We start from the raw sequence: 14,723 nt of genomic DNA on the forward strand, positions 1-14,723 counted from the left end.
CGCATAGTGCTCGACGTCAACTTCTTCGACGAGCTCCGGATCGGCCTGGCCACCGCTGACGACATCCGTCAGTGGAGCCACGGCGAGGTCAAGAAGCCCGAGACCATCAACTACCGCACCCTCAAGCCCGAGAAGGACGGACTCTTCTGCGAGAAGATCTTCGGTCCGACCCGGGACTGGGAGTGCTACTGCGGCAAGTACAAGCGCGTCCGCTTCAAGGGCATCATCTGTGAGCGCTGCGGCGTCGAGGTGACCCGCGCCAAGGTGCGCCGTGAGCGGATGGGCCACATCGAGCTGGCCGCCCCCGTCACCCACATCTGGTACTTCAAGGGCGTTCCGTCGCGGCTGGGCTACCTGCTCGACCTCGCCCCGAAGGACCTCGAGAAGGTCATCTACTTCGCGGCGTACATGATCACGTACGTCGACGAGGAGCGCCGCACCCGCGACCTGCCCTCCCTGGAGGCGCACGTCTCCGTCGAGCGGCAGCAGATCGAGAACCGCCGGGACGCCGACCTGGAGGCCCGCGCCAAGAAGCTCGAGACCGACCTGGCCGAGCTGGAGGCCGAGGGCGCCAAGGCCGACGTGCGCCGCAAGGTGCGCGAAGGCGCTGAGCGTGAGATGAAGCAGCTGCGCGACCGCGCGCAGCGCGAGATCGACCGTCTCGACGAGGTGTGGACCCGCTTCAAGAACCTCAAGGTCCAGGACCTGGAGGGCGACGAGCTCCTCTACCGCGAGCTGCGTGACCGCTTCGGCACGTACTTCGACGGCTCGATGGGCGCCGCGGCGCTGCAGAAGCGCCTGGAGTCCTTCGACCTCGACGAGGAGGCCGAGAAGCTCCGCGAGATCATCCGCACCGGCAAGGGCCAGAAGAAGACCCGTGCGCTCAAGCGCCTCAAGGTCGTCTCCGCGTTCCTGCAGACCAGCAACAGCCCCAAGGGCATGGTGCTGGACTGCGTGCCGGTCATCCCGCCGGACCTGCGTCCGATGGTGCAGCTGGACGGTGGCCGCTTCGCGACCTCCGACCTGAACGACCTGTACCGCCGTGTGATCAACCGCAACAACCGTCTGAAGAGGCTCCTCGACCTCGGCGCGCCCGAGATCATCGTCAACAACGAGAAGCGCATGCTTCAGGAGGCTGTTGACGCCCTCTTCGACAACGGTCGTCGCGGCCGCCCGGTGACGGGCCCCGGCAACCGCCCGCTGAAGTCCCTCAGCGACATGCTGAAGGGCAAGCAGGGCCGCTTCCGTCAGAACCTGCTCGGCAAGCGTGTCGACTACTCGGCGCGTTCCGTGATCGTCGTCGGTCCGCAGCTGAAGCTGCACCAGTGCGGTCTGCCGAAGGCGATGGCGCTGGAGCTGTTCAAGCCGTTCGTGATGAAGCGCCTGGTCGACCTGAACCACGCGCAGAACATCAAGAGCGCCAAGCGCATGGTCGAGCGCGGCCGCACCGTGGTGTACGACGTCCTCGAAGAGGTCATCGCCGAGCACCCGGTGCTGCTGAACCGTGCGCCCACCCTGCACCGCCTCGGCATCCAGGCCTTCGAGCCGCAGCTGGTCGAGGGCAAGGCCATCCAGATCCACCCGCTCGTCTGCACCGCGTTCAACGCGGACTTCGACGGTGACCAGATGGCCGTGCACCTGCCGCTGTCCGCGGAGGCGCAGGCCGAGGCCCGCATCCTGATGCTGTCCTCGAACAACATCCTCAAGCCCGCCGACGGCCGTCCGGTGACGATGCCGACCCAGGACATGGTCCTCGGTCTGTTCTTCCTCACCACCGACGGCGAGATGCGGGACGTGAAGGGCGAGGACCGCTCCTTCTCCTCCGTCGCCGAGGCGATCATGGCCTTCGACGCGGGCGAGCTGTCGCTCCAGTCGAAGATCGACGTCCGCTTCCCGGTGGGCACCATCCCGCCGCGCGGCTGGACGGCTCCGGCCCGGGAGGAGGGCGAGGCCGAGTGGCAGCAGGGTGACAGCTTCCGGCTGAAGACCACGCTGGGCCGTGCGCTCTTCAACGAGCTGCTGCCCGAGGACTACCCGTTCGTCGACTACGAGGTCGGCAAGAAGCAGCTCTCCGAGATCGTCAACGACCTCGCCGAGCGCTACCCCAAGGTCATCGTGGCGGCGACGCTCGACAACCTGAAGGCGGCCGGCTTCTTCTGGGCCACCCGTTCCGGCGTCACCGTCGCCATCTCCGACGTCGTCGTCCCCGAGGCGAAGAAGGAGATCGTCGCCGGGTACGAGGCCAAGGACGAGAAGGTCCAGAAGCAGTACGAGCGCGGTCTGATCACCAAGGAAGAGCGCACGCAGGAGCTCATCCAGATCTGGACCCAGGCGACCAACGAGGTCGCCGAGGCGATGAACGACAACTTCCCGAAGACCAACCCGATCTTCATGATGGTGAACTCGGGCGCACGAGGCAACATGATGCAGATGCGTCAGATCGCCGGTATGCGTGGTCTGGTGTCGAACGCCAAGAACGAGACGATCCCGCGTCCCATCAAGGCGTCGTTCCGTGAGGGTCTGTCCGTGCTGGAGTACTTCATCTCCACCCACGGCGCCCGTAAGGGTCTGGCGGACACCGCTCTGCGTACCGCCGACTCGGGTTACCTCACCCGTCGTCTGGTCGACGTGTCGCAGGACGTCATCATCCGCGAGGAGGACTGCGGCACCGAGCGCGGTCTGAAGCTGCGGATCGCCTCGAAGGACGAGAACGGCGTCCTGCGCAAGGCCGGTGACGTCGAGACCAGCGTCTACGCCCGCATGCTCGCCGAGGACGTCGTCATCGACGGCAAGGTGATCGCGCCGGCCAACGTGGACCTGGGCGACGTGCTCATCGACCAGCTGGTGCGCCACGGCGTCGAGCAGGTCAAGACCCGCTCGATCCTGACCTGTGAGTCGCAGGTCGGCACCTGCGCCATGTGCTACGGCCGCTCGCTGGCCACCGGCAAGCTGGTCGACATCGGTGAGGCGGTCGGCATCATCGCCGCCCAGTCCATCGGTGAGCCCGGCACCCAGCTGACGATGCGTACCTTCCACACCGGTGGTGTGGCCGGTGACGACATCACCCAGGGTCTGCCGCGTGTCGTCGAGCTCTTCGAGGCCCGTACCCCGAAGGGTGTCGCCCCGATCTCCGAGGCCTCCGGCCGCGTGCGGATCGAGGAGACCGAGAAGACCAAGAAGATCGTCATCACGCCGGACGACGGCAGCGACGAGACGGCCTACCCGATCTCCAAGCGCGCCCGTCTGAAGGTCAGCGAGGGCGAGCACGTCGAGGTCGGCCAGCAGCTCACCGTGGGTACGCAGAACCCGCACGACGTGCTGCGCATCCTCGGCCAGCGCGCCGTCCAGGTCCACCTGGTCGGCGAGGTCCAGAAGGTCTACAACTCGCAGGGCGTGTCGATCCACGACAAGCACATCGAGATCATCATCCGGCAGATGCTGCGCCGGGTGACGATCATCGAGTCCGGCGACGCGGAGCTGCTGCCGGGCGAGCTCGTCGAGCGCGGCAAGTTCGAGACCGAGAACCGCCGTGTGGTGCAGGAGGGCGGTCACCCGGCCTCCGGTCGTCCGCAGCTCATGGGTATCACCAAGGCCTCGCTGGCCACGGAGTCCTGGCTGTCGGCGGCGTCCTTCCAGGAGACGACCAGGGTCCTCACGGACGCGGCGATCAACGCCAAGTCCGACTCCCTGATCGGCCTCAAGGAGAACGTCATCATCGGTAAGCTCATCCCGGCCGGTACGGGTCTGTCCCGCTACCGCAACATCCGGGTCGAGCCGACCGAGGAGGCCAAGGCCGCGATGTACTCGGCCGTCGGCTACGACGACATCGACTACTCGCCGTTCGGCACGGGCTCCGGCCAGGCCGTTCCGCTGGAGGACTACGACTACGGTCCGTACAACCAGTAAGGCGTACGTCTGACGCTCTGAAGGGCGGTCACCCCCTGGGGTGGCCGCCCTTCGGCGTGTTTGGAGGCGTCCGCCCTGCCCTCGCGCGGTTCCGACGGGACCGTACGAGGGGGAACCATCGCGCCGCGCCGAGCGTAGGTGAATGATGGAGGCATTCATGCCTGTCCGGGGGAGGTGAGGTGCCCGTGTCGTTTCCGTCGCCATGGCAGCCGTGGCAGGGCCAGAGCAGCCCGTCGATGCTGGCCGCGAACGCGGACCGCGAGCGCGCCGTCGACGTGCTCAGAGCCGGTTTCGCCGAGGGACGCCTGCAGCAGGCCGAGCTGGACAAGCGGGTGGCGCGGGTCTACCAGGCCCGTACGGTGGGGGAGTTGTCCCTCGTCGTCGCCGACCTCCCGCAGGGGCCCGTGCCCGTCCAGCCGGCGTTCCAGGCCTATCCCCCGGCGGTTCCGCGCACCTTTCTGCCCGCTCCGCCGCCGCCCACGAACGGCAAGGCGATCGGCGCCATGGTCTGCGGTGTGCTCACCACGATGACGGCGGGCATCACCGGCATCCCCGCGGTGATCCTCGGGCACTCGGCGCGCGCGGAGATCCGCCGCACGGGGGAGGGCGGCGACGGGCTCGCGCTGGCCGGCCTGATCCTGGGCTGGCTGGCGGTGGCGGGCTGGGTGTTCCTTGTGGCGATCATGCTGCTGGCCGTGGGCTCGTCATCGAACGGCTGAGCACGCCCCCGGCAGGTGGGGGGAGCCCCCGCCGTCCACGGGAGCCACCGGCCGCTACGGGATGCCCAGTTCGAACATCACGTAGTGCGCGTACCAGCCCGACGCCAGCGCCGCCGTGGTGAAGAACACCGTCAGGCTCGGCCACTTCAGCCGGCTCATCGCGGCCGCCGGGCCGAGCAGCAGCGGGAACACCGGCAGGAGGTAGCGCGGGGTGTTGCCGAACATCTGCTGGGTGCCCAGCACGGTCACGACGCTCGCCAGCGTGTACGCGACCAGCACCAGCGGCGGCTTCTTGCGCAGCATCAGCGCGATCAGGAACGGCAGCGCCAGCACCAGTTGGACGGCGATGAGGTCGGACGTGGTGAACGAGAACAGGTAGTGGTCGTGCCCGACGGCGATGTTGCCGAGGACGTCGAGCGTGTAGGCGCCGAAGTCGAAGTAGTGCGCCCACCCCTCGCGCTGGAGCGTGAAGTACGCCGTGAAGGAGCCCATGTTGAGGCTGACCCAGGTGATGTACGTGATCAGGCCGAGCGGCGCGGCGAACATGGCGTACAGCGGCCCGGCCACCCCGTGCTCGCGCCGGCTCTCCCGCCGGACCAGCGTCACCAGCGCGGCCAGCCCCACCGCGCCGATGAGCGCGGCGGCCGTCGGCCGGTTCAGCCCCGCGACGAAGGCGAGCAGCCCCGCGGCCACCCAGCGGCGCTTCATCACGCAGTAGCAGCACCAGGCCGCGATCGCCACGAACAGGGACTCCGAGTACACCGCCCACTCGACGCCCGCGCCGGGCGCCACGGCCCACAGCCCGGCGGCGATCGTGCCGGCCCGGACGCCGGCGAGCGTGGAGATCACGGCGTAGATCCCGGCCGCCGCGACGAAGGACGCGACCACCGAGACGAGGAGTCCGGAGCCGAACAGACCGAGTCCGGTGACCTCGGAGACGCCCCTGATCATGCCGGGGTAGAGGGGGAAGAAGGCGACGGAGTTCTGCTTCACCGTGAACAGCCCGCCCGACGCGAGCCGCTCCAGGGGCCCCGGGTCGTACCCCTTCTCGGCGACCTGGAGGTACCACCAGCCGTCCCAGGTGCCGAGGACGTCCCACCAGTGGGCGCCGCCGCCGAACCGCGGCTCCTTCTTCTCGTAGTCCCCGGCGGCCTCCAGCAGCACGGCGAAGACGGTGAGACCGACGAGCTTGGTCACGCCGTACAGGAGCAGCGGGGCGCGGTACGGTCGTACACCGGCCGGCAGGGTGAGGCGGCTCAGTCTCCGGGGCCGCGCCTCCCGCTCGCCGGGCACGGCGGGATCCGTCGCCGCGCTGCTGGAAGCCGTGCTCATGAGTGTGGACCCCCCTCGGCCCCGACCATCGGATCCCCGAGGAACCACTGTCCGGATGGTCGTGAAGTGTCAGTCGTAAGATCACACCAGAGTCGCACATTCACGCCACAGGTTGGGGGACGGGCGGGTGACTGAAGCGAGGGATCCCATGGACGTCGTACCCACGGGTGTCACAGCCGCGACGGCCGCGCCGACCGTCCTGTCGGTCGTCGTCCCCATGTACAACGAGGAAGAGGTACTTCCCGCGCTGGTCACCCGGCTTCGCCCGGTCCTGGCCTCCCTCGGCGTCGGCTACGAGGTGGTCGCCGTCGACGACGGCAGCGGCGACCGCACGGCCGAACTGCTCGCCGCGTTCCGGCTGGGCTGGCCGGAACTGCGGGTGATCCGGCTGCGCCGCAACTCCGGCCACCAGGCCGCCCTGACCGCGGGACTCGACCGGGCGCTCGGGGCGTACGTGGTGAGCCTGGACGCGGACCTCCAGGACCCGCCCGAGAAGATCCCCGAGATGCTCGCGCTCGCCCGCGGCGAGGGCCTCGACATCGTCTACGGCATCCGCGCCGACCGGGCCAGCGACACCGGCTTCAAGCGCTGGACCGCCGGCCTCTACTACCGCCTGGTGCGCCGGCTGGCCGGGCCCTCGGTGCCCGCGCACGCCGGCGACTTCCGGCTGCTCAGCCGGGCCGCCGTGGACGCTCTCAAGGCCCTGCCGGACCAGCAGCGGGTCTACCGCCTCCTGGTGCCCTGGCTCGGCTTCCCCAGCGGCCGGGTCACCTACGAGCGCGCCCCGCGTCCGGCGGGCGTCAGCAAGTACCCGCTGGGGCGGATGATCCGGCTCGCCGTGGACAGCGTCACCGGCTTCTCGGCGGCCCCGCTGCGCATCGCGACCTGGCTGGGCGGCTTCGCCTTCCTGGTCTGCCTGGGGCTGATGGTCTACACCCTCGCCGCCCACGCGTTCGACCACACCGTCCCCGGCTGGACCTCGCTCTTCACCGGCGTGCTGTTCATCGGCGCGGTGCAGCTGGTCTGCGTGGGCCTGCTGGGCGAGTACGTGGGCCGTATCTACACGGCGGTGCAGAACCGGCCGACGTACTTCGTGGGCGGGGACACGGCGTACTCCGACGGCGACCCCGAGGGCGTCGGGAGCGGTCCCGCGCCGCGGACACCACGGAGAGCACCCAGCCCGGGAAGGTGACCTCGGCCAGTCGGGCGTACCGCCTCTGTTTTGACCGGAGTGGTTGCGCTCGGTACGCTCAGACCTTGTGCCTGGGGTGTGCCCTGGCCCCCGTGCGTGCCATGAACCGCACCGGGGGGTCCGTGAGCGGCCACTGTGATCTGCGTCTCTCTGCCTCGCGGCGGAAGTCCGCCGGATTCGACACACCCGACCGCGTGGGTCGGCGAAGTTCCAGGTTAGCTGTACAACTCGGCACACAGAAACCGGAGAAGTAGTGCCTACGATCCAGCAGCTGGTCCGTAAGGGCCGGCAGGACAAGGTCGAGAAGAACAAGACGCCCGCACTCGAGGGTTCGCCCCAGCGTCGTGGCGTCTGCACGCGTGTGTTCACGACCACCCCGAAGAAGCCGAACTCGGCCCTGCGTAAGGTCGCGCGTGTGCGTCTGACCAGCGGGATCGAGGTCACCGCTTACATTCCGGGTGAGGGACACAACCTGCAGGAGCACTCCATCGTGCTCGTGCGCGGCGGCCGTGTGAAGGACCTGCCGGGTGTTCGCTACAAGATCATCCGTGGCTCCCTCGACACCCAGGGTGTCAAGAACCGCAAGCAGGCCCGCAGCCGTTACGGCGCCAAGAAGGAGAAGTAAGAATGCCTCGTAAGGGCCCCGCCCCGAAGCGCCCGGTCATCATCGACCCGGTCTACGGTTCTCCTCTGGTGACCTCCCTCATCAACAAGGTGCTGCTGAACGGCAAGCGCTCGACCGCCGAGCGCATCGTCTACGGCGCCATGGAGGGCCTGCGCGACAAGACCGGCAACGACCCGGTCATCACGCTGAAGCGCGCGCTCGAGAACATCAAGCCGACCATCGAGGTCAAGTCCCGCCGTGTCGGTGGCGCCACCTACCAGGTCCCGATCGAGGTCAAGCCCGGTCGCGCCAACACCCTGGCGCTGCGCTGGCTGGTCGGTTACTCCCGCGCCCGTCGCGAGAAGACCATGACCGAGCGCCTGCTCAACGAGCTCCTCGACGCGTCCAACGGCCTCGGCGCCGCTGTGAAGAAGCGTGAGGACACCCACAAGATGGCCGAGTCCAACAAGGCCTTCGCGCACTACCGCTGGTAGTCGCTACCCACATCGAGACCGAGAGAAGACTGAAGCCTTATGGCTACCACTTCACTTGACCTGGCCAAGGTCCGCAACATCGGGATCATGGCCCACATCGACGCGGGCAAGACGACCACCACCGAGCGGATCCTGTTCTACACCGGCGTCTCGTACAAGATCGGTGAGGTCCACGACGGCGCCGCCACGATGGACTGGATGGAGCAGGAGCAGGAGCGTGGCATCACGATCACGTCTGCTGCGACCACCTGTCACTGGCCGCTCGAGGACAACGACTACACCATCAACATCATCGACACCCCGGGTCACGTCGACTTCACCGTCGAGGTGGAGCGCTCCCTGCGCGTGCTCGACGGTGCCGTGACGGTGTTCGACGGTGTCGCCGGTGTCGAGCCGCAGTCCGAGACGGTGTGGCGTCAGGCCGACCGTTACGGCGTGCCCCGCATCTGCTTCGTCAACAAGCTGGACCGCACCGGCGCCGAGTTCCACCGCTGCGTGGACATGATCTCGGACCGCCTGGGCGCCCAGCCGCTCGTCATGCAGCTGCCGATCGGTGCCGAGGCCGACTTCAAGGGCGTCGTGGACCTGGTCCGCATGAAGGCGCTCGTGTGGTCCGCCGAGGCCGCGAAGGGCGAGATGTACGACGTCGTCGACATCCCGGCCACGCACACCGAGGCTGCCGAGGAGTGGCACAACAAGCTCGTCGAGGCCGTCGCGGAGAACGACGAAGAGATCATGGAGCTGTTCCTGGAGGGCCAGGAGCCCACCGTGGAGCAGCTGTACGCCGCGATCCGTCGCATCACCATCGCGTCCGGCAAGTCGAGCGACACCACGGTCACCCCGGTGTTCTGCGGCACCGCGTTCAAGAACAAGGGCGTCCAGCCCCTGCTCGACGCGGTCGTGCGCTACCTGCCGACCCCGCTCGACGTCGAGGCCATCGAGGGCCACGACGTCAAGGACCCCGAGGTCGTGATCAAGCGCAAGCCGTCCGAGGACGAGCCGCTGTCCGCCCTGGCGTTCAAGATCATGAGCGACCCGCACCTCGGCAAGCTCACCTTCGTCCGGGTCTACTCGGGCCGCCTGGAGTCCGGCACCGCCGTGCTGAACTCCGTCAAGGGCAAGAAGGAGCGCATCGGCAAGATCTACCGCATGCACGCCAACAAGCGTGAGGAGATCGAGTCGGTGGGCGCCGGCGACATCGTCGCCGTCATGGGCCTGAAGCAGACCACCACCGGTGAGACGCTGTCCGACGACAAGAACCCGGTGATCCTGGAGTCCATGGACTTCCCGGCGCCGGTCATCCAGGTCGCCATCGAGCCCAAGTCCAAGGGCGACCAGGAGAAGCTGGGTGTCGCCATCCAGCGCCTGGCCGAGGAGGACCCGTCCTTCCAGGTCCACTCGGACGAGGAGACCGGCCAGACCATCATCGGCGGCATGGGCGAGCTGCACCTCGAGGTGCTGGTCGACCGTATGCGCCGTGAGTTCAAGGTCGAGGCCAACGTCGGCAAGCCGCAGGTCGCCTACCGTGAGACGATCCGCAAGGCCGTCGAGCGCGTCGACTACACGCACAAGAAGCAGACTGGTGGTACCGGCCAGTTCGCCAAGGTGCAGATCGCGATCGAGCCGATCGAAGGCGGAGACGCCTCCTACGAGTTCGTGAACAAGGTCACCGGTGGCCGTATCCCGAAGGAGTACATCCCTTCGGTGGACGCCGGTGCGCAGGAGGCCATGCAGTTCGGCATCCTGGCCGGCTACGAGATGACGGGCGTCCGCGTCACGCTCATCGACGGTGGCTACCACGAGGTCGACTCCTCCGAACTCGCGTTCAAGATCGCCGGTTCGCAGGCCTTCAAGGAGGCCGCGCGCAAGGCCAGCCCCGTGCTGCTCGAGCCGATGATGGCCGTCGAGGTCACCACGCCCGAGGACTACATGGGTGAGGTCATCGGCGACATCAACTCCCGCCGTGGCCAGATCCAGGCCATGGAGGAGCGTGCGGGCGCCCGCGTCGTCAAGGGCCTCGTGCCCCTGTCGGAGATGTTCGGCTACGTCGGCGACCTCCGCAGCAAGACGTCGGGTCGCGCAAGCTACTCGATGCAGTTCGACTCCTACGCCGAGGTTCCGCGGAACGTCGCCGAGGAGATCATCGCGAAGGCCAAGGGCGAGTAACGCACCGCGTTCACACGCTTTAGGCTTGACTCCGGAGCCTCACGGGGCAAACAACCGCATTCCCGGATGTTTGCCCCTGGGCCCGGGCTTCCCAGCAAAGATCACCTGGCGCCGTTGAAGCAAGGCGTACAGAACCACTCCACAGGAGGACCCCAGTGGCGAAGGCGAAGTTCGAGCGGACTAAGCCGCACGTCAACATCGGCACCATCGGTCACATCGACCACGGTAAGACGACCCTCACGGCCGCCATTACCAAGGTGCTGCACGACAAGTACCCGGACCTGAACGAGGCCTCGGCCTTCGACCAGATCGACAAGGCTCCCGAAGAGCGCCAGCGCGGTATCACCATCTCCATCGCGCACGTCGAGTACCAGACGGAGGCGCGTCACTACGCCCACGTCGACTGCCCGGGTCACGCGGACTACATCAAGAACATGATCACCGGTGCCGCGCAGATGGACGGCGCGATCCTCGTGGTCGCCGCCACCGACGGCCCGATGCCGCAGACCAAGGAGCACGTGCTCCTGGCCCGCCAGGTCGGCGTTCCGTACATCGTCGTCGCCCTGAACAAGGCCGACATGGTGGACGACGAGGAGATCCTGGAGCTCGTCGAGCTCGAGGTCCGTGAGCTCCTCTCCGAGTACGAGTTCCCGGGCGACGACGTCCCGGTCGTCAAGGTCTCGGCGCTCAAGGCGCTCGAGGGCGACGACAAGTGGGGCCAGTCCGTCCTGGAGCTCATGGACGCCGTCGACAGCGCGATCCCGGAGCCGGAGCGCGACGTCGACAAGCCGTTCCTCATGCCCATCGAGGACGTCTTCACGATCACCGGTCGCGGTACGGTCGTCACCGGCCGTATCGAGCGTGGTGTCCTGAAGGTCAACGAGACCGTCGACATCATCGGCATCAAGACCGAGAAGACCACCACCACGGTCACCGGTATCGAGATGTTCCGCAAGCTGCTCGACGAGGGCCAGGCCGGTGAGAACGTCGGTCTGCTGCTCCGCGGCATCAAGCGCGAGGACGTCGAGCGCGGCCAGGTCATCATCAAGCCGGGCTCGGTCACCCCGCACACCGAGTTCGAGGCGCAGGCCTACATCCTGTCCAAGGACGAGGGTGGCCGCCACACGCCGTTCTTCAACAACTACCGCCCGCAGTTCTACTTCCGTACGACGGACGTGACCGGCGTCGTGACCCTCCCCGAGGGCACCGAGATGGTCATGCCGGGTGACAACACCGAGATGAAGGTGGAGCTCATCCAGCCCGTCGCCATGGAGGAGGGCCTGAAGTTCGCCATCCGCGAGGGTGGTCGCACCGTGGGCGCCGGCCAGGTCACCAAGATCAACAAGTAAGTCCCGCTTGCTTGAAGGTCACTTGACCTGAAAGGGCCCGTACGACTCCGGTCGTACGGGCCCTTTCGCGTGTGCCGGGCGTCAGCGCCGCAGATACGCGAGGACCGCGAGGACGCGGCGGTGGTCGGCGTCGCTGGTGTGCAGACCGAGTTTGTCGAAGATGTTGCCGATGTGCTTGGAGACCGCGGCCTGGCTGACGGTCAGGGCGCGGGCGATCGCGGAGTTGGACCGCCCCTCGGCCATGAGGGCCAGCACCTCGGTCTCGCGGGGGGTCAGGTCCTGTACCGAGGTACGTCCACGGCGGGTTCCCAGCAGACGCCGGACGATCGCCGGGTCGACGACCGTCTCACCGTCGGCGACCCGCTGGGCCTGGCCGACGAAGTCCAGCACGTCGCCGACCCGGTCCTTCAGCAGGTAGCCGACCCCGGCGGACGCCTCGGTCCCCCTCGCCCCCGGGATCGGCCCGTCCTCCTGGTCCGCGGCTCCCAGCAGTTCTGCGGCGTAGTCCGCCTCCAGATACTGCGAGAGGACCAGCACCCCGAGCCCGCGATGCTCCCGGCGCAACGCGACCGCGGCGCGCAGCCCCTCGTCACGGAAGCCGGGCGGCAACCTGACGTCGACGACGGCCAGTTCGGGCGCATGGGTGCGCACCTCGGCCAGGAGCGAGGGCGCGTTGTCCACGGCCGCGACCACCTGGTGACCGAACTTGGTGAGGATCTGCACCAGGCCCTCGCGCAACAGCGCCGAGTCCTCCGCGATCACGATGCGCACGGTATCTCCACGTGTAACAGGGTCGGCCCGCCGAGCGGGCTCGACAGATGAACGGTCCCCTCCAGGGCGGCGACCCGGTCGGCCAGTCCCGTCAATCCGCTGCCGGCCTCCGCGTCGGCTCCGCCGCGACCGTTGTCGTACACCTCCAGCACCAGGCGCGAACCGGTCCGTCGCAGCGACAGCCGGGCCTCGGTGGCTCCGCTGTGTTTGGCGACGTTGGACAGCGCCTCGCACGCCACGAAGTACGTGGCCGCCTCCACGGCGTCGTCAGGACGCCCGCCCGGCTCCAGGTCGGTGGTCACGGGCAGGGAGAACTCCTCGGCCAGCGTGGTCAGAGCGGCGGTCAGACCGCGGTCGGCGAGGATCGCGGGGAAGATGCCGTGGACGAGGTCCCGCAGCTCGGTCAGTGTGAGGCGCGCCTGCTCATGGGCCCGTTCCACCAGCTCACGCGTCTCGGGACCGCTGTCGGCCACGGCCAGGCGGGCCAGGCCGAGCGTCATCACCAGCCCCGTCAGGCGTTGTTGCGCACCGTCGTGCAGATCGCGTTCGATGCGTCGGCGCTCGGCGTCGTAGGCGTCCAGGATGCGCGCCCTGGACCGCACCAGACTGCCGATGTGCCGCTCCTGGTCCCTGTCCCGGGCGTCGGCGTCCCGGGCGAGCACGGCAGCGGACAGACGCGCCCGCAGCGCGGCGTACCGGGTGAGGACGACGTACGACAGCGCCAGGCACACACCGCCGCACAGCACCAGCACGAGCGCCTGGGGAGTCGAGTCCGCCAGGAAGACCGCCACGCGGAGTCGGCCGTCGGGCGTGAACAGGCGCAACAGGGGAGCCGTGAGCAGGGAGGCGGGAATGACCACGCTCGCCAGGACGAGCACGAACTCGGCGAGGGACAGGGCGCTGTGCACCACGGCGTAAGCCAGCTCCCGCCACGTCGCCGGCTCGGTCAGTCGCCGCCCCACCCAAGTCAGCGGCCCGCCGCCCGCAGGCCCGAGCCGTCCGCGCAAGCCGCCGCGGGGGGTCTCGCCGCCGGAGAACCATCTCAGGCGTGACCGCTCCACCGCGGCGAGCGGGATCCCCGACAGGGCGGCCGCGCAGACCAGCCCGGCCCCGACCACCAGAGGCAGCGTCGCCACACCGATGCCCAGCAGGACCGTGCAGGACACGAGCCACACCAGTCCCGTGGGCAGCCCGCCGGCCAGGTACAGGACGGCCCGGACCGTCTGCCGGGCGTTCCGCCGCGCGCCTGCCGCCACCGGACCCCAGCTCGTCACCGGCCCCCCATAACTGTCCTCGGTCAGCCCCCCGATCCCGGAGACGGGCAGCGGGCCACCCGGGGTAGAGCTGTCTCCACCCCGGACGTCCACCGTTCTCCACCGACAACGCCCTTGCCACGGCGTTGACTTGAGGCATGCCCACACCACAAGCGGCGCTCGTGCCTCACGTTACTACCGGCCCTCCTCACGCGGTCCGGGTGCGCTCCCTGACCAAGGTGTACGGCGGGGGAGGGACGGCGGTCACCGCACTGGACGACGTCCACCACGACTTCCCGGCGGCCGGTTTCACCGCGGTGATGGGGCCTTCCGGCTCCGGCAAGTCCACCCTCATGCACTGTGCGGCGAGTCTGGAGAGGGCCACCTCGGGCAGCGTCGAGATCGGGGGCCGGGACGTCACCGGCTGGTCGGAGCGACGCCTCACACTGCTGCGCAGGCGGCACATCGGGTTCGTCTTCCAGAACTTCAACCTCGTCTCCGCGCTGAACGTGGCGGACAACGTGGCGCTGCCGGTTCGCCTGGGCGGTCGCCGTCCCGACCGGTCCCGGCTGGACGAGCTGCTCGCCAGGGTGGGGTTGTCCGACCGTCGTGGACATCGCCCCGTGGAACTCTCGGGCGGGCAGCAGCAACGGGTCGCCGTGGCACGTGCCCTGATCACCCGGCCCGAGGTCGTCTTCGCGGACGAGCCCACCGGCGCCCTGGACCGAGCATCCGGTCGCGATGTCCTCGCTCTGCTCCGGGACGCGGTGGACGGCCTCGGCACCACAGTGATCATGGTGACCCACGATCCGCGGGCGGCCGCCTGGGCCGACCAGGTGCTGGTTCTCGCGGACGGACGACTCGTCGACCGCCTCCGCGGCCCCCAGGTCACGGCCGGGACGATCGCGGCCCGGCTGGCCGCACTGGGGGGCTGAAC

At 68.5% G+C, this 14,723-nt stretch carries 11 protein-coding genes; 8 read left to right on the forward strand and 3 right to left on the reverse strand.

From position 1 onward, the window contains the following. The first annotated feature begins 6 nt into the window (after positions 1 to 6). Positions 7 to 3,906, forward strand: a complete 3,900-nt coding sequence (locus EV567_RS17405; protein WP_130441035.1) for a DNA-directed RNA polymerase subunit beta' — start codon at positions 7 to 9, stop codon at positions 3,904 to 3,906. 185 nt (positions 3,907 to 4,091) lie between these two features. Beyond that, entirely contained in the window at positions 4,092 to 4,625 is a 534-nt protein-coding gene (locus EV567_RS17410; protein ID WP_407071599.1) for a DUF1707 and DUF4190 domain-containing protein, read from the forward strand. 54 nt (positions 4,626 to 4,679) lie between these two features. Here the strand turns inward: EV567_RS17410 and EV567_RS17415 are convergent, their stop codons facing one another. Further along, complete coding sequence (locus EV567_RS17415; protein WP_130441037.1) at positions 4,680 to 5,957, reverse strand: glycosyltransferase family 39 protein; 1,278 nt, start codon at positions 5,955 to 5,957, stop codon at positions 4,680 to 4,682. A 148-nt stretch (positions 5,958 to 6,105) separates the two neighbouring features. On the opposite strand from EV567_RS17415, the gene EV567_RS17420 reads away from it, so the two are divergent. The 5 genes from EV567_RS17420 (at position 6,106) to tuf (ending at position 11,762) form a co-directional block, all read left to right on the forward strand. Further along, entirely contained in the window at positions 6,106 to 7,149 is a 1,044-nt protein-coding gene (locus EV567_RS17420) for a glycosyltransferase family 2 protein (protein WP_242620868.1), read from the forward strand. A 253-nt stretch (positions 7,150 to 7,402) separates the two neighbouring features. Beyond that, the gene (gene rpsL, locus EV567_RS17425; protein ID WP_003948652.1) at positions 7,403 to 7,774 is read left to right on the forward strand and encodes a 30S ribosomal protein S12; all 372 of its coding nucleotides are present in this window, start codon (positions 7,403 to 7,405) and stop codon (positions 7,772 to 7,774) included. Positions 7,775 to 7,776: 2 nt separating this feature from the next. Next, the gene (gene rpsG / locus EV567_RS17430) at positions 7,777 to 8,247 is read left to right on the forward strand and encodes a 30S ribosomal protein S7 (RefSeq protein WP_130441039.1); all 471 of its coding nucleotides are present in this window, start codon (positions 7,777 to 7,779) and stop codon (positions 8,245 to 8,247) included. Positions 8,248 to 8,286: 39 nt separating this feature from the next. Continuing rightward, positions 8,287 to 10,413: an elongation factor G gene (gene fusA / locus EV567_RS17435; RefSeq protein WP_130441041.1), complete on the forward strand. Its 2,127-nt coding sequence runs from the start codon at positions 8,287 to 8,289 to the stop codon at positions 10,411 to 10,413. A gap of 155 nt (positions 10,414 to 10,568) precedes the next feature. After that, positions 10,569 to 11,762, forward strand: coding sequence for an elongation factor Tu (gene tuf / locus EV567_RS17440; protein ID WP_130441043.1), 1,194 nt, complete (start codon positions 10,569 to 10,571; stop codon positions 11,760 to 11,762). Between the two features lie 81 nt (positions 11,763 to 11,843). Here tuf and EV567_RS17445 read toward each other — a convergent pair whose 3' ends face one another. Next, complete coding sequence (locus tag EV567_RS17445; RefSeq protein WP_130441680.1) at positions 11,844 to 12,524, reverse strand: response regulator transcription factor; 681 nt, start codon at positions 12,522 to 12,524, stop codon at positions 11,844 to 11,846. Next, positions 12,521 to 13,807 (reverse strand): sensor histidine kinase, encoded by a 1,287-nt coding sequence (locus EV567_RS17450; RefSeq protein WP_242620869.1) that lies wholly within the window; start codon positions 13,805 to 13,807, stop codon positions 12,521 to 12,523. The genes EV567_RS17445 and EV567_RS17450 overlap by 4 nt, the downstream gene beginning before the upstream one ends. A gap of 137 nt (positions 13,808 to 13,944) precedes the next feature. Here EV567_RS17450 and EV567_RS17455 point away from each other — a divergent pair, with 137 nt between their 5' ends. Beyond that, positions 13,945 to 14,721 carry an ABC transporter ATP-binding protein gene (locus EV567_RS17455; protein WP_130441045.1) on the forward strand — a complete coding sequence of 259 codons (777 nt, stop codon included), beginning with the start codon at positions 13,945 to 13,947 and terminating at the stop codon, positions 14,719 to 14,721. Positions 14,722 to 14,723 lie beyond the last annotated feature (2 nt).

It is taken from the genome of Streptomyces sp. BK239 (assembly GCF_004217285.1).
GTDB lineage: Bacteria > Actinomycetota > Actinomycetes > Streptomycetales > Streptomycetaceae > Streptomyces.

What these genes read in the sequence shown, in the direction of transcription:
- EV567_RS17415 (WP_130441037.1), bottom strand. Translation starts at nt 5,957, where the DNA reads ATGAGCACGGCTTCCAGCAGCGCGGCGACGGATCCCGCCGTGCCCGGC.
- EV567_RS17420 (WP_242620868.1), top strand. Translation starts at nt 6,106, where the DNA reads ATGGACGTCGTACCCACGGGTGTCACAGCCGCGACGGCCGCGCCGACC.
- rpsG (WP_130441039.1), top strand. Translation starts at nt 7,777, where the DNA reads ATGCCTCGTAAGGGCCCCGCCCCGAAGCGCCCGGTCATCATCGACCCG.
- fusA (WP_130441041.1), top strand. Translation starts at nt 8,287, where the DNA reads ATGGCTACCACTTCACTTGACCTGGCCAAGGTCCGCAACATCGGGATC.
- EV567_RS17455 (WP_130441045.1), top strand. Translation starts at nt 13,945, where the DNA reads ATGCCCACACCACAAGCGGCGCTCGTGCCTCACGTTACTACCGGCCCT.